Raw genomic sequence first — 17,963 nt, 5'->3', positions numbered from 1 at the left:
CAGAACAGGAAGGACACCCATGCTTCTCATCAGCTGCCCGAACTGCGGGCCCAGAGACGAAACCGAGTTCCACTACGGGGGACAGGCCCACGTCGAGTACCCGAAGGACCCCCACGCCCTGTCCGACAGGGAATGGGCTCAGTTCCTCTTCTACCGTGACAACGACCGCGGAGCCTACGCCGAACGCTGGAGCCACAGCCTCGGCTGCCGCAAATGGTTCAATGCCGTCCGCGACACCGTCACCTACGACTTCATCGCCGTCTATCCCATGGGCCAGGCGCGGCCCGACACCCACGCCGCGGCTGCTCCACAAACCTCCTCGACCACCGAATCCGAAGGAGCGGTCCGATGACGCACCCCACCCGTTCTCCCGAAACGGCCCGTCTGTCCGATACGACTCGTTCGCCGGCCGCGACAGGCATCGACCAGACGCGTCCCATCACCTTCACCGTCGACGGCCAGGAGTACACCGGTTTCGCCGGCGACACCATCGCCAGCGCGCTTATCGCGGCCGGTCGCATCGACTGCGGCGATTCCACCTACCTGAAACGCCCGCGCGGCATTCTCAGCGCCGGAATCGAGGAGTCGAACGCCCTCGTCCGCGTCAGGGGGCGCATCCCCGGCGATGTCTGCGAATCGATGCTGCCCGCGACCCGTGTGGCGATCACTGAAGGGCTCGAGGCCGACTACCTCGCGGGCCTCGGCATCCTCGATCCCGACCAGGATGAACTCGTCTACGAACACAAGCACGTCCACACCGATGTCCTCATCGTCGGAGCGGGCCCGGCCGGACTCGCCGCCGCGCGCGAAGCCGGCAAGTCCGGCGCCCGAACACTGCTGCTCGACGACCGGTCCGCTCCCGGGGGGTCGCTGCTGGCGAGTTCGGCAGACAGCATCGACGGTGTGCCCGCCACCACGTGGATCGAGTCCACCGTGGCTGACTTCGCCGAGGCGGAGGAACTCACCTACCGAGCGAACACAACCGTCTTCGGCAGCTATGATTCGAACTTCTTCGTCGCACTCGAGGACCGCACGCATGACCTCGTCGAAAACGGGGGAGCCGGTGCACCGGAGCGCGGCTCTTCTCGCCCGGGCACCCGCCAGCGGGTCTGGCACATCCGCGCGCAGCAGGTCGTGCTGGCCACCGGAGCACATGAACGGCCGATCGTCTTCGCCAACAACGACCGTCCGGGCATCATGCTCGCCTCAGCCGTGCGCACCTATCTCAATCGCTACGGCGTCGCTGCAGGACAGCGCGTCGCGATCGCTGCGACGAACGACTCGGCCTACGAGCTGCTCGCCGATCTTCACACGTCAGGCATCGAGGTGCCGGCGATCATCGACTCGCGGACAACAGCCTCGGCGATGGCCGAGTATGTTGCCCGGGAAACCGGAACCCGGCTCATCCTCGGTTCCGCGGTCAGCGACACTGCAGGTGAGGGCCCTGCCGGTCGCGTCAGCGCGATCACGGTCTCGGCCCTCGACGAGGACGGTGTGGCCACCGGTGATCCCGAGATCATCGACGTGGACGTGCTGGCCGTGGCGGGCGGATTCTCACCCGTCATCCACCTGCACGGACAGCGCAAGGGGCCCATCGAATGGCGTGAGGACATCGCGGGATTCGTCCCGAGAACCCCTGTGCGCGACCAGTTCACAGTCGGAGCCGTCAACGGCGACTACCCCCTCGAAGCGGCTCTCAGGCAGGGCGCCGAGGCCGGCAACGAGGCTGCTGACCGCACCGGATTCTCCGCGACGCTCAGCGTTCCGACGGCAGCGCCGGTTCCCTGTGCCCCGGCGCGCCCACTGTGGCTGGTCACTTCGGCCAGCGATGACCACACCGGACTGACCACGCACTTCATCGACCTCCAGCGCGACCAGACCGTCGCCGATGTGCAGCGGGCGATGAACGCCGGCATGCGCTCGGTCGAGCACATCAAGCGCTACACCTCGATCTCGACGGCCAACGACCAGGGGAAGACGAGCGCGGTCAATGCCATCGGCGCCATCGCCGGCATCCTCGGGGAGAACGACCTCGGAAGCGTCGGCCACACCACCTTCCGAGCCCCCTTCGCCCCGATTCCCTTCGCCGCACTGGCGGGTCGCCGCAAGGGTGAGCTCTTCGACCCCGCTCGCATCACCGCCATCCACCCTTGGCACGTGGAGCACGGCGCCGAATTCGAGGACGTCGGTCAGTGGAAGCGCCCCTGGTACTTCCCGCAGGCCGGAGAGGACATGGACACAGCGGTGCTGCGCGAGTGCCGGGCCGTGCGCGAGTCGGTCGGATTCCAGGACGCCTCGACGCTGGGCAAGATCGAGATCCGGGGCACCGATGCCGGTGAGTTCCTCGGCCAGATCTATACGAACGGCTTCAAGAAGCTGAAGGTCGGCAAGGGACGCTACGGACTCATGTGCAAGCCCGACGGCATGGTCTTCGACGACGGCGTCACCCTGCGCGTGGCCGAGGACCGCTACTACATGACCACGACCACCGGCGGTGCGGCCACCGTCCTCGAATGGCTCGAGGAATGGCACCAGACGGAATGGCCCCACCTCGACGTCGTCTTCACCTCGGTGACCGAGGAATGGAGCACGATCGCGGTCGCCGGACCCAAGTCCCGGGACGTCATCGCCAAGCTCGCCCCGAACCTCGATGTGTCGAACGAGGCCTTCGAGTTCATGGGCTTCCGGGAGACGACGTTGGAAGGCGGAATCCCGGCCCGCATCTGCCGCATCTCGTTCTCCGGCGAACTCGCCTTCGAGATCAACGTCGAGAACTTCTACGGGCTGAGAGTATGGGAAGCAGTCGCCGAGGCGGGGGCCGAGTTCGGCATCACCCCGTACGGCACGGAGACCATGCACGTCCTGCGCGCGGAGAAGGGCTTCATCATCGTCGGTCAGGACACCGACGGCACCGTCACCCCGGCCGATGCGGGCATGGACTGGATCGTGTCGAAGTTCAAGGACTTCATCGGCAAGCGCTCGTACTCACGAGTCGACACCGCTCGCGAGGACCGCAAGCACCTCGTCGGGGTCCTCCCCGTCGACGGCACGACCCGACTGGCCGAGGGTGCGCAGCTCATCACCTCGGGCACCCCGGTCACTCCCGAGGCGGGACCGGTCCCGATGATCGGCCACGTCACCTCCTCCTACCTCTCCTCGAGCCTGGAGAGGCCCTTCGGCCTCGCACTCGTCGAGAACGGCCGGAACCGGGCGGGCGAGATCGTCAAGTCCCCGATCGGCGACAGCTTGGTCGACGTCGAGATCACCTCTCCCGTCTTCTACGATCCAGAAGGGAACCGCCGCGATGGCTGAAACAACCCACAGCGCACAGACACTCGAGACCATTGACGAGATCAACGCCCTGCGCGTCTCACCCGCCGCGCATCTTACCGAGGAGATGGCCACCGCCACCGAGGCGGGAGGTCGGGTCGTGGGTCTGCGCGAACGAGCGTTCACCGTCCAGATCGGACTGAGATGCACCCCTGGGACCGACTCGGCCGACGCACTCGAATCCGCGCTCGGGATCAGCCTGCCCCGGGAGGTCGGGGAAGTCACCGGAGACTCGGCCGGCCTGCATGCGATCTGGCTCAGTCCCGATGAGTTCCTCGCCGTCGACGTCTCCCGACAACAGCGTCCGGGCGAGACCCTCGTCGCCGAGGCGGCACTCGAAGGGCTGCCGGGACAGGCCGTGGATCTGTCCGCGAATCGCACGATCATCGAGCTGTCCGGGTCGAAGGCCTGTGAAGTCCTCGAGAAGAGCGTGCGTGCCGACCTCCACCCCCGCGCCTTCGGTGTGGGCACGGCGATCGTCACCCAGCTGGGGCCGGTGCCGGTCATCCTGCACCATGCTGCGGACCTCGAATACCGTGTGTACCCGCGGGCGAGCTTCGCTGACTTCACCGTCCGCTGGCTGCTCGACGGAATGGCGGAGTTCGTCGCAGACGGCGGCGCGGCGAATGTCGACGACAGCGCCTCGGGTGTCGTCGGCAGCCCTGCGGCGGAGGAGGGGACCGGCTGATGGCACTCGGCGTCCTCGACCTCTTCTCCATCGGCATCGGCCCCTCCTCCTCGCACACCGTGGGGCCGATGCGAGCGGCAGTGCGTTTCGTCGATGAGCTGGGCGCCGAGGGAAAGCTCGAGCGAGTCGACAGGATCAGGGTCGGCCTGTTCGGGTCCCTCGGTGCGACCGGGATCGGCCATGGATCGGACTCCGCCGTCCTGGCCGGACTCAGCGGCATGGAACCGGAGACCCTCGACCCGGACAGCGTGGCACCGCTGGTCGCCGAGGTGCGCGATCAGGGCAGGCTCCACCTCGGCGGGCGACGGGTCGTTGCCTTCGATCGGCAGAACGACCTCACCCTTCATCCGCGCGAATCCCTTCCCGGCCACCCCAACGGGATGCGGATCAGCGCCGAGGTGGACGGGGAGGTCATCGACCGTGAGTACTACTCGATCGGAGGAGGGTTCGTCGTCACCGAGGACGAGATGGCCCTCGAAGCTGCGGACACACCCGATCGCCTCGAGTTCTCGGCGGCCGACGAACTGCTCGAACTGTGCCGTGAGCATGATCTGTCCATCGCCGAACTCATGGCCGTCAACGAAGGAGAACGTCAGGACGAGGAGCTCCTGCGCAAACAGCTGCTCGACATCTGGGCGGTGATGCGCGAATGCGTGCACAACGGATGCACCCGGAACGAGACGGAACTGCCCGGCGACCTCAAGGTCAGGCGACGGGCACCTGAGCTGCGTGCGAGGCTCGAGGCGGCCGAGTACCGGGCATCGGGGTCCCTCGACGCCCTCGAATGGGTCAACCTCTATGCGCTCGCCGTCAACGAGGAGAACGCCTCGGGCGGGCGGATCGTCACCGCGCCGACGAATGGGGCAGCAGGCATCATCCCCGCAGTGTTGCACTACATGGATCGGTTCGTCGTCGGCGATGTCGACGCGGTGAACGCAGAGGCATCGGGGAGTCTCGCCGAGGCCGGGCGGGCGAGCGACGACGCAGTCGTGACGTTCCTGCTCACGGCCGGTGCGATCGGGCTCCTGTTCAAGCGCAACGCCTCGATCTCCGGTGCCGAGGTCGGCTGCCAGGGCGAGGTCGGATCCGCGTGTGCGATGGCTGCCGCCGGGCTGTGCGCAGTCCTCGGCGGGACTCCCGAGCAGGTCGAGAACGCCGCCGAGATCGGTCTCGAACACAATCTGGGGTTGACCTGCGACCCGGTCGGCGGCCTCGTCCAGGTTCCCTGCATCGAACGCAACGCCATCGCCTCGGTGAAGGCGATCAACGCGGCTAGGCTGGCCATGCACGGCGACGGCAGTCACCGGGTGAGTCTCGATCAGGCGATCGAGACGATGCGCCAGACCGGTGCGGACATGAAATCGAAGTACAAGGAGACCTCACGCGGCGGGCTCGCCGTCAACGTCATCGAATGCTGAGCAGAACGATCTCTCGGGCTGTACAGGTGCACTGCCACTGCCGGACGGAATTCGGCACCATCACAGAACTCGTGCCACATCAGACTTCGCACGACCGAACAGGAAGACATGGACATGCAGGACTACATCTTCACCCTCGAATGCGACGAACGCCCGGGCATTCTCCATTCCGTCACCGGTGCCCTCCTCACGCACGGAGGCGACATCAAGGAGCTCAAGCAGTTCGACGATCAGTACGCCGAACGACTGTTCCTGCGCATCGACTTCAGCATCGAGGAAGGCTCGAACGGTGCGATCGATGACCTGCGCCGGGACTTCGAGGCCATCGGCACCGAGTTCGACGCGAACTGGCAGCTGTGGCCGCAGGGAGAGAAGCGGCGGGTGCTCGTCATGGTCTCGAAGTTCGAACACTGCCTCAACGACCTGCTGTTCCGCGCTCAGATCGGCGAGCTGCCCATCGAGATCGCGGCCGTGGTGTCGAACCATCCCGACCACCGCGAACTCGTCGAATGGCACCACATCCCGTTCTTCCGCATCCCGGTGACCAAGGAGACCAAGCCCGAGGCCGAGGCGAAGCTGCTCGAACTCGTCGACCGCTTCGAAGTCGACCTCGTCGTGCTCGCCCGCTACATGCAGGTGCTCTCCGACGACCTGGCGCGCGAGCTCACAGGGCGTGCGATCAACATCCACCACTCGTTCCTGCCCTCGTTCAAGGGAGCCAAGCCCTATCACCAGGCCTGGGAGCGGGGAGTCAAGATCGTGGGTGCGACCGCGCACTTCGTCAACAGCGAACTCGATGAGGGCCCGATCATCGCTCAGCAGCTCGTCGACGTCGATCACTCCTTCGGCCCGCAGGACCTCGTCGCCGCCGGACGCGACGCCGAGTGCAAAGCCCTGTCCAATGCCGTGAAGTGGCACGCCGACGGACGCGTGTTCCTCTCGGGGAAGCGGACCGTCGTCCTGCGGTGAGGAGCGGCGGGCGCGATCGAAACTTCACCGAAAGTATGACGGAGCGCCGAGAGCAGAGGTCGTGCGTCTGCTTTCGGAGCGCGGGTCGCCTCACGGTGCTCAACGGGCTGCACGGCGCTTACTGGGCCGCTCGTCGTATCATGCTCGGGAGCGTTCGACGAGGGCCGTGTGGATATCGCGAGGCAGCTCGATGAGCTCGTTGTTGCGTTTGCGTCCGAAGGCGATGCCGAAGTCGCGGTCGAGGCGCTCCAGGTGTTCTTCGACCCACTGGGTGTACCCCGGGTCGAAGGCATCCGGGGCGATCGCAATGACGAAGAGTCCGGTCTCCGGGTTCTCGTTCCCTTCGTCGATGACCGGGGCGTCGACGGAGAATCGGCTGCCACCCTGGACGGCGAGAAGTTCGATCATGAGGGCGAGGTTGCTTCCCTTGACACCGCCGAATGGCAACAGCGAGCCGGCGAGTGCGGTTTCGGCATCTAGCGTGGCTGCACCGCCCTGGCCCTGGGCCCAGCCTTCGGGGATCGATGCGCCGCGATCGGCTGCGTCGCGGATATTCACCCAGGCAGTCTCGCTGCTCGCCTGATCGAACATGCGCGGGCCGCCGACATGGGGGACGGCGAAGGAGAGGGGATTCGTTCCCGTCACGGGCTCCGATGAACCGAAGAGCGACATGAGCGCCGGGGAGTTGGCTCCGGCCAGGGTGACGAGCCCTCTCTGGGCGAGGCGGACCGTGTAGTACCCGAGCTCTCCAGCAGGGAAAGCATTCGCGATGTTGAGGATCGAGATCCCGAAAGTCTCGACAGCCTCGGTGAATTCCTCGAACGCCTCGTCGAAGGCGAGCTGGGTGATGCCGCGATCGGCGTCGACGTGATGCGCGGCCGGCAGGCGGCTGGTGTGTCGAGGTTCGGCGGAGCCGTTGATGCGTCCGGCTTCGAGTCCGTCGAGGTAGTCGAAGAGGTGTGCGGTTCCGACCTGTGTCTTGCCCCGCCGTTCGGCCGCCACGGTGGCGGCGGCGAGGGAATCGGCCAACGCCGGTGAACCACCCGCAGACACAATCGCTGACGAGCACAGCGTTTCGAGTTCGGTGATGGGCAGAGAGGCTGTCGGCGAGTCGGTCGTGGGCATGCCCTTCACGTTACCGGAGCCTACTTGGCATCTGTGCAGGTGGAGTGGACGCGCAGCGGCGATGCTTCAGCGTATCTCGGCCACGACGTTGAATGTGTCCATCCGCGAATCCTGGGCACCGCGGACGTAGCCCGAAGGGGCAACGGCGGTCGCGCGGAGGAACTCGACGACCTCGGCGCTGAGCACCTCACCGGGAAGAACATTGGGCACACCGGGCGGGTACGCGGCCAAGGCATCGGCGGAGATCCGACCGACCGCCTCGGCGAAAGGGACCGTCTGAGCCTCAGCGAAGTAGGCGTCGCTGATCTCGAGACGCTTCTCGCAGCTGCCGGGCAGGACGATGGGTCGCTCCGGCTCGGAGGCCGACGTCGGCAGCGCCTGCAGCGCCGTCCAGAATCGGTCGACGTCGACGGGTGAGGTGGCGCCGATGAGCAGCAGCAGCGCCGAGGGCGTGGCCAGTTCGCAGTAGATCCGGTGGTCACGGATGAGCCGGTATTGGGCATCCTCGCCGGTGATGCCTGCCCCGCGAGTGTCGATGACGACCTTGAACGGGTCGTTGTCGATCGCGTCATCACCGCCGAGGATGTCGGGAGTCGCGTCGCGGAACCTGGAGTCGTCGCGGATTCGGTTCCGGATCTCCTCGGCGGTGCCCAGTGCCGACTCGATCGCCTCGGGGTGGGTGACGAGGTGACGGCGCGCCTCGTCGAGCGAAGACAGCAGGATCGCACTGGACGAGGTCGACTGGTACGACTTCACGACCCGATCGACCAGCGTCTCGATGTGCTGGGCCAGCGGACCGTGACCGAGGTGGACCATCGCGGACTGCGCGAGCGAGCCGGCACCCTTGTGGGTGCTCGAGATGACGAGATCGGCGCCGAGGCGGACCGCATTGACGGGCAGAATCGAGTGCATTCCGAAGTGGGACGCCCAGGCCTCATCGACGATGAGGGGAACACCATGACGATGCGCCACCTCGGCGATGGCGGCGATGTCGGCCACGGCACCGAAGTAGCTGGGGGAGACGAGGTACACGGCGGCGGAGCCCGGGTGCTCGGTCAGGGCGGATTCGACCTGGGCCGGGGTGACGCCGTGGGAGGAGCCGAGGCCGGGATCGACGCGGCCGTGGACGAAGTGCGGGCGCAGTTCGGCGTGGGTGACGCCGTCGATGACGGAGGAGTGGACGCTGCGCTGGACGACGAATTCGCGCCCGAGTCCGCGCACGATGGTCGTGGCGATGTGGTTGCCACCCGAGGCGCCGTTGGTGAGGAACCAGGTGCGGGACGCTCCCCAGGCCTCGGCGGCCAGCCGCTGGGCGGCCAGGATCGGGGTGACGCGATCATGGTTGATCATGCGCCAGTTCTCCTGGTCGACGCCGCTGAAGAGCACGGGGAAGTCGATGCCCATGCCGGCTTCGCCGACGACTTCGGCCAGACCGGGAGCATGATCGCGGCTGCCCTGATGGGCGGGCACGTGCAGGCGCTGCCAGTCCTCGGCTGCCAGGGAGCGGACTGCCTCGGCGTAGGGGGCCGTGTGCTGGCGAGGGTCGATGGCTGCGGTTGTGTCGAAGTGAAGGTCGGTATCGGCTCGCATAGGACCCACATTAGGAATGACTGGATGACTACGATATAGCAAGAAATCGTCCACAGTGTCATAGTGTCTATCATGATGAATCTGCAGCAGTTCCGGGTGCTCCTGGCTATCAGGGCCGAGGGGAGCCTCAATCGCGCCGCCGAGGTGCTCGGCCACGGAGTCCCGACCGTGACCCATCACCTGCGCACCCTCGAATCCCACCTGCGGATAAAACTCGTCGACCGTACTCGCAGGGGCGTCCGACTCACCCCGCTGGGCGATTCCTTCGCCGCGGAGATCGAACCGGTCCTGGCCCGCATCGATCGGGCTGAGAGGATCGTGACTGCGCAGCGCGACGCCGGAGTCGTGACACTGCGCGTCGGCACCTTCTCCTCGATCGGGTCGCGGCTGCTGCCGGCGGCGATCGCCGAGTTGCAGCGGCGTCGGTCCGTGCACGTCGAGGTCGTCGAGGCCGAACCCACCGAGGTTGTCCGCATGTTGCACACCGGTGAGATCCACGCCGGCCTCATCTACGACGTTCCCGAGCTGCCCGAATTCGCCGGGCCCGAGCTGAAGCTGCGCACCCTGCTCGAGGAGCCCTATCGCGTGATGGTCGCCCGTGACGGGGAGTTGGCCGCCCACGATGTGCTGGACTTCTCGCAGATGGGCGAGACCGCCTGGATCTTCAGCCGCAATGAGTCAGAGGCCTCGACACGTGTGCTCAACCGGGTCTACCGATCGCTCAGCCTCGAGGTGCGTGAGCTCATGCGCAGCGACGATCTCTACATGATCCACGGTCTCGTCGCCGAGGGGCTCGGCTGCGCACTGACCACCGAGGCGGCGGTCGACACGGGTTTCGACGTCGCCGTCAGACCGGCCGAGCAGGACTTGGGACGGCGTCGCGTCTCGTTCGTCACCCGCGCAGGCCCGGTCCCGGCTGCTGTCGGGTGGATCCGGGATATTCTGGAGACGGTGGTCGCCGAACGCGGAGCCACCTCGGCGAGGTAGGAGATTCATCTGAGAGGCACGGCCCTCAGCGCACGGGGCGCCTGGGGATTGCAATGATGGCGACGCTGAGCACCACCAGCGGCAGGGCCCACAGTGCGCTGGCGCTGTAAGCGGACTGCGGTGGGAACACGCCGCTGCCATGGGTGGCGAAGGCCAGCAGCAGACCAGCCACAGCACTGCCGATGCTGAAACCGGTGGACCGAACGATCTGATTGATCGCAAGCACGCTCGAGGTCTCCGACTTCGGCACTCCGGTGAGTACGAGGCGCGGCATGATCGCCGAGATCCCACCGACTCCGAAACCGAGCAGGCTCATCGCCGCCAGGACGGCGGTCAGAGACTCTGCCGCGAGTGCGAAGACGATCATCGCCGACACGATTACGACGGAGTGGACGGTGAACGTCGTCCGTGGTGAGGTCGATTTCGACAGTCGGGGAGTGATCCGGCCGGCGACGAAGCCGAGCGCCGAGAACGGGATGAGTGCTGCCCCGGCGGCCAGGCCGGACAGGCCGAAGCCGTAACCGGAGTCGGCAGGAGTCTGGACATAGCGGGTGAGCAGCGAGAAGAGCAGATACATGGCGATTCCCGAGGCGAGCATTGCCGCATTCGAGCGGAGGACATTGCTATCGAGGAAGAGACGCAGGTCGACGAGAGGGGAGGGTGTCCGGCGCTCGACCACTGTCCAAGCGGCGAATGCCGCGGCGGCGATGCCGAGGATCGCTCCGCCGAGCCATACAGGCTCCCAGACCGCTGGCTGGGCGACGGCGATGAGCAGTCCGAGGACGCCGATGCCCAGCAATGCGGCACCCGTGAGATCGATCGGGACGCAGCGACGGAAGTCGCTGGCGGGAACTGTTCGCCACGCGATGAGTGTCGCGGTCAGCGACAGGAGGAAGCCGAGTCCGTAGGCGATGCGCAGACCGGCTGCCTCGTCGAGGAGTCCCATCAGGGGGTAGGCGACACCGATGCCGACGGTCGATGCGACCGAGACCGTGGAGATGGTGCGTTCGGCTCGGTCCGACTCGAGATTGTCGCGGGCGACAGCCATGAGCAGGGGCGTCACTCCGAGCCCCAGCCCCTGCAGTCCTCGTCCGATCAGCAGCACCGTCAGCGTTGCAGGCAGTGCGGTGAGAAGGCCGCCGAGGGTGACGAGTCCGAGCGCGATGAGGACGGTCTGGCGGCGGTACGGACCTGCGCCGAGGCGGCCGAGCACTGGCGCTGTGACGGCTCCGGAGGACAGCGTGAGAGTGAGAGTCCACTGGGCTGCTTCGAGCGGGACGTCGAGTTCGAGGGCTGCCGAGGTGATGAGCGGAGCACCGACTCCGCCGATCACGGCTCCGAGGAGCGCGATGACGATGATCGCGGCCGACAGCGTGCGTTCGTTCGTGACTCCGACGGACGAGGTCATCGGTTGGTGTCGTCGTCGATGTGATCGAAGAGTCCGGGCTTGATGCGGGTGCGGATGCCTTCTGCCCAGCTTTCGTCGAGATCGTCGACGTTGAGTGCCGCTCCGACGTTGAGCAGCATGCCGAAAGCGAGGAAAGTCTTGACGGTGACTGGATCGAGGTCGGTGGTGTCGGCGACGGTGTGCCACATCTTCGCGAATCTCTCCCGGACGACCGCCTTGACCTCGGCGTCGCCGCATGCGGCGAGTCCCTGAAGCTGAAGGAGCAGCGAATGTCGATCGGCGAGCAGGTCGTAGTACTGGGCGCCCATGTGCTCGAGCGAATCCCGTCCCGTGCTGCCTTCTCCAGCCGAGAGCATCCCGTCGCTGACTCGGTCGAAGGCTGAGGTGACGAGCTCGAGGAACAGTGCCTTCTTCGTGCCGAACATGCGGAAGACGTAAGCCTGGGTGATGCCCGCCTCGCGAGCGACCGCTTCGGTCGAGGCTCCGTGCAGACCGTGTTCGGCGAATTCTTTTGCGGCGATCCCGAGGACCTGTCTGCGGCGGTCTGCTCCGCTCATGCGCTGTGCCATGAGCAGCACAGTATCAGTTAGTAGTTAGTAACTGCTGATTTAAGAGGATTCGTCCGTCGAGACGGGTGCGGTGAGATGGTTCGGCAGACAGGACGGGACCTGAATCGCGAATCTCAGGGATTCGGGTGGTCGCTCAGCGCCTCGCTGATGGTTGTGGCCTCGCGGCGCAGCAGGGCGACGAGGCGTTCGACCCGGGGCCCGGTGACGCGGTCGGCGATGGAAGCGATCGACAGGGCCGCACGGGGGCGACTGCCGCGGATCCGCAGGGGCACGCCCACCGCCCAGGAGCCCTGGGCGAAGAGGCCCGGGTTGTGGACGAAGCCGTCGATGCGAGCTTGGTCGATGATGTCGCGCAGGGCCGCGACCGAGACCTTGGGGTAGCGTTCGGCGAATATCTGAGCGTTGGCCTCGAACTGGGCGTCCACCTCGGCGGGGGAGAGTTCGGAGAGGATCGCGAGACTGCCGGCGCCGATGCCCAGCGGGTGGCGGTCGCCCACGGACAGGGCGTTGTTGAGGATCTCGCCGAAGCCCTCCTCGCGGCGGGCGCAGATGGAATAGCTGCCGGTGCGCACGGTGAGGAAGGTTGTGTCCCGGCTGAGCTCGGCCAGGCGCAGCAGGCTCGACTCAGACTCCGTGACCAGAGGGTCGACGGACTTCTGGGCGAGCTGGCCGAGGATCTGCGACTGCACGCCGAGGCGGTAGCCGCCTTCGTCGAGGCGTTCGACGTAGCCCATGGCGATGAGCGCCTGCAGCATGCGGTGGACGCTGGCCTTGGGGCGGCCGCTGATCGAGGCGACCTCGGACAGGCTGGCACCGCTGCTGCGCTCGCCGGCGATGAGGCCGACGAGCCCCAGCAGAGACAGTGCGCGCTGGATGCTCTGAGCGCCGGTCCCCGGCTCTAGGTCGTCGACGGCATGGGCGACGTTGAAGGACGCCGAACGGCGCAGGATCTTTCCGCGCATCTTCATCCGGTGTTCGTCACGGGGGTCGGCGCCGTTGTGCATGCCTCAATTATGGACCGTGCGTGGCAGAGGTGCTCGACCAGCGCGTTCGACCGCGCCGCCGGCATCGGCCGTCACCTGGAATCCATGATGTGGAACAGAGCTCGACGCCGCGGGAGGCGGGCCCGATCCCCAGTCTCTTAGACTCGGGTCGGTACTGCACGACGACAAGCACGAAAGCAGGCGATGTGAGCACAACGGTCCTCGAGCTCAGTGACGTGACATTCCGACGCGGGCAGACGCAGATCCTCCACGGCATCGATCTGCGCATCGGGGCCGGCGAGCATTGGGTCCTCATCGGCCCCAACGGTGCGGGGAAGTCGACGATACTCAGCTTCGCCTCGGCGCAGGTGTTCCCCTCCTCCGGCACGGTCGACATCCTCGGCGAACGCATGGGTCGGGTCGAACTCCAGGCCCTGCGCCGCCATATCGGTCATGTCAATCCGCGGCATCCTCTGCGTTCGAACCTGTCCGTGCGCGAGGTCGTCCTCACCGGTCTGACCGGGACCATCGAGTGGCCGATGCGCTGGGAGGCCGACTCGGGCGACGTCGCGAAGGCCGATGACCTCATCGCCGAGGTGGGGCTGAGGTCTCGTGCCGATGCCGGCTGGAAGATCCTGTCCCAAGGGGAGCGTGGTCGGGCACTGGTCGCGCGTGCCCTCGTCGCCGATCCGCAGCTGCTCCTCTTCGACGAACCGACCACCGGCCTCGACGTGGCCGCCCGCGAACAGCTGCTCGAGACGATCGACTCCCTGTCGGTGACCTCGCCTCAGCTGACGACGCTGCTGGTGACCCACCATCTCGAGGAGATCCCGGAGTCGACCTCGCACGCCATGCTGATCTCCGACGGAAGACTCACCGCAGCAGGGGAGATCGCCGAGGTGCTCACCAGCGACAAGGTCAGCGCGGCCTTCGAACACCCGATCGACGTCGGGTTCGCCGACGGCCGCTGGTCGGCCCGAGCGATCCGGAACCGTCCCGTCGCCGTATAGGCACCGTAGAGACTCCGGGCGCGTGCTCGCGTGTGCTGCGAGCGCTACATCGCGTGTGATCTGGACCATTGCGCACGCATCTGCTTCAGGCCTAAGCTTGAAGTATGAAGATGAGTACCGTATGGAGCATCGTGGGCGCAATCATCGCCATCATCATCGCGTGGTGGGTGGTCAACGTCGCGTTCTCGATCGTATGGTTCCTCGTCAAGGCCGTCATCGTCGTCGTTGTCGCGGCGATCATCTTCGGCCTCATCAAGCAGGCCCTCAAGTCGAAGGACAAACAGCGCTAGATCCCCGTCGATCGCGCTGAGGGCGCTGCGGGCCGTGGCCCGGAGGTCGCGGAATCTCAGAGATCGCCGAGGCCGGTGTTCGCCCCGCACAGAACGACGCAGACCTTCTCATCGGGTGCCGGAACGTAGTTCGCGGAGGCAGCGGACGCCGCGGAGCCCCCGGAATTCGCGGAGGCCCCGTGTCCATCTGCGCCGTGGATTCCCGCCAACGCAGTCGCCGCCGCATGCTCGACGGCCAGACGATGCTCGCCCCAGAGATGACGTCGGGCCTCCACGATCTGTTCGTCATCGACGAGCACCGAGGTGATCAGATCGTTCTGCGCCGCCGCGACCGCCAACGACGTGGCCCGCCTGGCACCCAGCGAGTCCGCCGCCACCGAATCGACCGGAACATCGACGGGCCCGCCCGCCTCCAACGCCGCATTCAGTGCTCGACAGTTCGCGGGCTCGACCACGACGGTGCGCACCCCATGGAAGGTCGCGGCCGTGGCGACGCCTGCGAACAGACCCCCTCCACCGGCGGAGACGACGACGGTGTCGAGGTCGGGGATCTGCGAGAGGATCTCGGTCATCATTGTGCCCGCACCGGCTGCGATGAGCGGATTGTCGTAGGCGTGTGAGGCCAGGGCACCCGATGACTCGACGAACTCCTCGCAGGCTAGGGCCGCCTCGGCGTATTCGGACCCGGTCAGACGGACCTCGGCGCCGTAGCTGCGCAGACGCTCGACCTTGACGGCGGGCGCATCGGCGGGCAGGAACACGGTCGCCGGCACCCCGGCATCACGGGCCGCCCACGCGCAGGCCAGTCCCGCATTGCCTCCCGAGGCGATCGTCACCCCGGCCTCGGGGAAGGTGCCCTCGGCCAGGTGCGTGTGGATGAAGTTCTGTGCCCCGCGGGCCTTGAACGTACCGGTGTACTGCATGAATTCGAGGGCGAAGTGCACGCCTGCACCGGACGGGTCGCTGCTCGGCGGTGCCGACCACGTTGCTGCCGTCTGAGTCGGGGCCTCGTGGCGGTTGCCGGATTGAGCCGAGGCGACCGTCACCGGCCGCAGCCGACCTGCGATCCGCGCTGCGGCCGATTCGATATCGGGATAGGACAATGGGGCCGACTTCGAGTGTGTGGGGTGCGTCATGGGACCTCCTTGGTGTTGGTCTCAGGTTAGCAAGCGCGCCTCGGCGTCGGCTCGCGCACTGGCGAAAATGATAGACTAAGTCGAATGGACTAAGCTCATCTGATCTGTGGAAGGAGATGTCGATGACCTTCGTGAATATCCATGAGGCGAAGACTCAGTTCTCCCGTCTTCTCGAGGCAGTTGCTGCGGGAGAGTCGGTGACGATTGCCCGCGCGGGCACTCCGGTGGCGCGGCTCGTTCGCTATGAGGAAGAGGACCGGGAGCAGCGTTTGGGATTCCTCGCCGGTCATGGAGCGGTCCCTGAGGACTTCGACGAACTCGAAGCAGGTCCGATCGAAGCGCTGTTCGGAGCCGGTGATGCTGCTTCTGCTTGATACTCACCTGCTCCTCTGGGCAGCGTATGAGCCGGAGAGATTGAGCGCGGAGGCGCGCGGTCGGATCGGCGATGTGGCCAACGATCTGCTGTTCAGTTCAGCGAGTATATGGGAAGTCTCGATCAAGTCGTCGTTGGCGAGAGGTGACTTCTCCGTCAATCCTCGAATACTGCGGCGGGGGCTGATGGAGAATGGCTACCGGGAGCTGCCGATCACCTCGGCGCACGCGATTGCCGTCAGCGATCTGCCGCCCATCCACCAGGACCCCTTCGACAGGATCCTCGTCGCTCAGGCTCGAACCGAAGGGCTCGAACTTCTGACTGCCGACGCCAAAGTCCTCGCCTACGGGGAGCCGGTCATCGGGGTCGGCTGAGCAGGAGTCGCACCTCCACGGTCACTTCGGCACCGGTCGGCATCTCACTCGCCTCTCCGGCTCGCCTCGGCACCGGTGGGAAACCCGCTCGCCTCGGCGGAAGGACGTGGCCGACTGTTTCAGTGGTGCTTGACGACACCGAGCGGCACGCCCTTGGGTTCCTTGACCAGGCTGACGGCGACCAGCGAGATGATGCAGACGACGATCATGTACGCCGCGATCGACAGCGACGAACCGGTGCGAGCCAGCAGGCTCTCGGCGATCGTGGGGGCGAAGGCTCCGCCGAGGATCGCGCCCAGGGCGTAGCCGATCGAGACGCCGGAGTAGCGGACCTGCGGCGGGAACATCTCCGCATACATCGCCGACATCGGACCGTAGGACAGGCCCATGCCGACGGTGAAGACGAAGATGCCGATGCCGTACATCCAGATGTTGGCCATGTCGATCATGAGGAAGGTCGGGACCAGCCACAGGATGAGGAGGATGTAGCCGACCTGGAAGGTGCGCACGCGTCCCAGCTTGTCCGACAGCGCCCCGCCCCACATCGTGAAGACCAGCCAGCCGAAGCTCGCCAGGGTCGTGGCCAGGAGCACGGGCGCCCGATCGAGGCCGACGGTGCCGCCGTCCTCGATGGGCCGGGAGGCGTAGGCAGCGAAGAAGGCGATGATCATGTAGCCCACCGCGTTGTTGCCGATGAAGATCAGCGCCGAGAGGACGACTTCCTTCGTGTTCTTCCGAAACAGCGTCGACAGCGGCGCCGAGGACTCCGCTTTGCGCTCGGCCAGCTCGGCGAAGATCGGGGACTCCTCGACCTGGCGGCGAATGTAGTAGCCGATGATCACCAGCACCACGGAGAACAGGAACGGGATCCTCCACCCGAAGCTCGCGAACTGCTCAGGAGTGAGAAGCGTAGTCAGAATCCAGATCACCCCGGTGGCGAGGATCATGCCGACCGGCACGCCGATCTGCGGATAGGCGCCGAAGAGACCGCGCCTGTGCACCGGCGCATGTTCGACCGAGAGCAGCGCGGCGCCGCCCCATTCTCCGCCGGCGGAGAAGCCCTGCAGGATCCGCAGCAGCGTCAGCAGAATGGGGGCGCCCACGCCGATGGCCGCATAATTCGGCAGCAGCCCGATGAGCGAGGTGGCGGCGCCCATGACGATGAGCGTGAGGACGAGCATCTTCTTGCGCCCGATACGGTCGCCGAGGTGGCCGGCGATGATCGCGCCCAGCGGTCTGAACAGAAACGAGATCCCGAGCGAGGCCCAGGCCATGATCTGGCCGAGCGCCGGATTGTCCGTGGCGAGCGGACCGAAGTACTGGGTCGAGAGGATGAGGCCCGCGGCCTGCGCATAGATGAAGAAGTCATACCACTCGATGGTGGTGCCGACGAGGGTGCCGGCAAGGACCCGGCGTTCCTCACGAGGGTCTGATACGGGTGCTGCTGCGTCGGGTGAGGCTGTGGACATGGGTGAGATTTCCTTGGATGTTGTGCCGTGCCGGGCGAGGTGGTCCTCGACTCTGAGGGACCGCCGATGCGCTCGCACGAGTGACTGAATGGTCAGTAATCTTCGTCGATCATAATGCAGAAGGTGACCGGTGCTCAGAGGGTGTGCATGGAACAACCGGACCTGCGGCCCCAATGACAATAACCGACCAATTGGTTAGTATTGCAGTCAGGAATCGGCAGCGGTGCCGAAGTCGGCCGCCGTG

17 protein-coding genes are annotated in these 17,963 nt (G+C 66.2%); 10 read left to right on the top strand and 7 right to left on the bottom strand.

Translation table 11 applies throughout. The annotated features are described in order from the left end of the window. Positions 1–19 precede the first annotated feature (19 nt). The 5 genes from BKA07_RS02530 (at position 20) to purU (ending at position 6,405) form a co-directional block, all read left to right on the top strand. On the top strand, positions 20–352 hold the full coding sequence (locus BKA07_RS02530) for a sarcosine oxidase subunit delta (RefSeq protein WP_167949509.1): 333 nt from the start codon (positions 20–22) through the stop codon (positions 350–352). Then, entirely contained in the window at positions 349–3,312 is a 2,964-nt protein-coding gene (locus tag BKA07_RS02525; protein ID WP_167949508.1) for a 2Fe-2S iron-sulfur cluster-binding protein, read from the top strand. The genes BKA07_RS02530 and BKA07_RS02525 overlap by 4 nt, the downstream gene beginning before the upstream one ends. Continuing rightward, complete coding sequence (locus BKA07_RS02520; protein WP_167949507.1) at positions 3,305–4,018, top strand: sarcosine oxidase subunit gamma; 714 nt, start codon at positions 3,305–3,307, stop codon at positions 4,016–4,018. Before BKA07_RS02525 ends, BKA07_RS02520 begins: the two co-directional genes overlap by 8 nt. Beyond that, positions 4,018–5,436 (top strand): L-serine ammonia-lyase, encoded by a 1,419-nt coding sequence (locus BKA07_RS02515; protein WP_167949506.1) that lies wholly within the window; start codon positions 4,018–4,020, stop codon positions 5,434–5,436. Before BKA07_RS02520 ends, BKA07_RS02515 begins: the two co-directional genes overlap by 1 nt. Before the next feature lie 114 nt (positions 5,437–5,550). Next, positions 5,551–6,405: a formyltetrahydrofolate deformylase gene (purU, locus tag BKA07_RS02510; protein WP_167952789.1), complete on the top strand. Its 855-nt coding sequence runs from the start codon at positions 5,551–5,553 to the stop codon at positions 6,403–6,405. Positions 6,406–6,543: 138 nt separating this feature from the next. Here the strand turns inward: purU and BKA07_RS02505 are convergent, their stop codons facing one another. Both BKA07_RS02505 and BKA07_RS02500 read right to left on the bottom strand, forming a co-directional pair. After that, positions 6,544–7,530 carry an Ldh family oxidoreductase gene (locus BKA07_RS02505; protein ID WP_167949505.1) on the bottom strand — a complete coding sequence of 329 codons (987 nt, stop codon included), beginning with the start codon at positions 7,528–7,530 and terminating at the stop codon, positions 6,544–6,546. 66 nt (positions 7,531–7,596) lie between these two features. Beyond that, positions 7,597–9,120 (bottom strand): aminotransferase class I/II-fold pyridoxal phosphate-dependent enzyme, encoded by a 1,524-nt coding sequence (locus BKA07_RS02500; RefSeq protein WP_245161810.1) that lies wholly within the window; start codon positions 9,118–9,120, stop codon positions 7,597–7,599. 72 nt (positions 9,121–9,192) lie between these two features. On the opposite strand from BKA07_RS02500, the gene BKA07_RS02495 reads away from it, so the two are divergent. Then, complete coding sequence (locus BKA07_RS02495) at positions 9,193–10,107, top strand: LysR family transcriptional regulator (RefSeq protein WP_167949504.1); 915 nt, start codon at positions 9,193–9,195, stop codon at positions 10,105–10,107. Positions 10,108–10,132: 25 nt separating this feature from the next. On the opposite strand, the gene BKA07_RS02490 is transcribed toward BKA07_RS02495, so the two are convergent. The 3 genes from BKA07_RS02490 to BKA07_RS02480 all read right to left on the bottom strand — a co-directional run bounded on the left by BKA07_RS02490 (position 10,133) and on the right by BKA07_RS02480 (position 13,088). Then, a complete protein-coding gene (locus BKA07_RS02490) occupies positions 10,133–11,515 on the bottom strand; it encodes an MFS transporter (protein WP_167949503.1) in 1,383 nt (460 codons plus the stop codon). Continuing rightward, complete coding sequence (locus tag BKA07_RS02485; RefSeq protein ID WP_245161809.1) at positions 11,512–12,084, bottom strand: TetR/AcrR family transcriptional regulator; 573 nt, start codon at positions 12,082–12,084, stop codon at positions 11,512–11,514. Before BKA07_RS02485 ends, BKA07_RS02490 begins: the two co-directional genes overlap by 4 nt. 113 nt (positions 12,085–12,197) lie before the next feature. After that, the gene (locus tag BKA07_RS02480) at positions 12,198–13,088 is read right to left on the bottom strand and encodes an IclR family transcriptional regulator (protein WP_167949502.1); all 891 of its coding nucleotides are present in this window, start codon (positions 13,086–13,088) and stop codon (positions 12,198–12,200) included. A gap of 185 nt (positions 13,089–13,273) precedes the next feature. On the opposite strand from BKA07_RS02480, the gene BKA07_RS02475 reads away from it, so the two are divergent. Further along, positions 13,274–14,077, top strand: coding sequence for an ATP-binding cassette domain-containing protein (locus BKA07_RS02475; RefSeq protein ID WP_167949501.1), 804 nt, complete (start codon positions 13,274–13,276; stop codon positions 14,075–14,077). A 110-nt stretch (positions 14,078–14,187) separates the two neighbouring features. Continuing rightward, positions 14,188–14,367: a hypothetical protein gene (locus tag BKA07_RS02470; protein WP_245161808.1), complete on the top strand. Its 180-nt coding sequence runs from the start codon at positions 14,188–14,190 to the stop codon at positions 14,365–14,367. A 56-nt stretch (positions 14,368–14,423) separates the two neighbouring features. Here BKA07_RS02470 and BKA07_RS02465 read toward each other — a convergent pair whose 3' ends face one another. Beyond that, the gene (locus BKA07_RS02465) at positions 14,424–15,503 is read right to left on the bottom strand and encodes a threonine/serine dehydratase (protein ID WP_167949499.1); all 1,080 of its coding nucleotides are present in this window, start codon (positions 15,501–15,503) and stop codon (positions 14,424–14,426) included. Between the two features lie 122 nt (positions 15,504–15,625). On the opposite strand from BKA07_RS02465, the gene BKA07_RS02460 reads away from it, so the two are divergent. Beyond that, positions 15,626–15,877 (top strand): type II toxin-antitoxin system Phd/YefM family antitoxin, encoded by a 252-nt coding sequence (locus BKA07_RS02460; RefSeq protein WP_167949498.1) that lies wholly within the window; start codon positions 15,626–15,628, stop codon positions 15,875–15,877. After that, positions 15,861–16,250 carry a type II toxin-antitoxin system VapC family toxin gene (locus BKA07_RS02455; RefSeq protein ID WP_167949497.1) on the top strand — a complete coding sequence of 130 codons (390 nt, stop codon included), beginning with the start codon at positions 15,861–15,863 and terminating at the stop codon, positions 16,248–16,250. The genes BKA07_RS02460 and BKA07_RS02455 overlap by 17 nt, the downstream gene beginning before the upstream one ends. 119 nt (positions 16,251–16,369) lie before the next feature. Here BKA07_RS02455 and BKA07_RS02450 read toward each other — a convergent pair whose 3' ends face one another. After that, positions 16,370–17,719 (bottom strand): MFS transporter, encoded by a 1,350-nt coding sequence (locus tag BKA07_RS02450; RefSeq protein ID WP_167949496.1) that lies wholly within the window; start codon positions 17,717–17,719, stop codon positions 16,370–16,372. Positions 17,720–17,963 lie beyond the last annotated feature (244 nt).

This window comes from Brevibacterium marinum, from assembly GCF_011927955.1.
In the GTDB taxonomy this organism is placed as follows: Bacteria; Actinomycetota; Actinomycetes; order Actinomycetales; family Brevibacteriaceae; genus Brevibacterium; species Brevibacterium marinum.
Note: the sequence above shows the minus strand (reverse complement) of the source record. Positions and strands in the feature narration are given on the sequence as shown.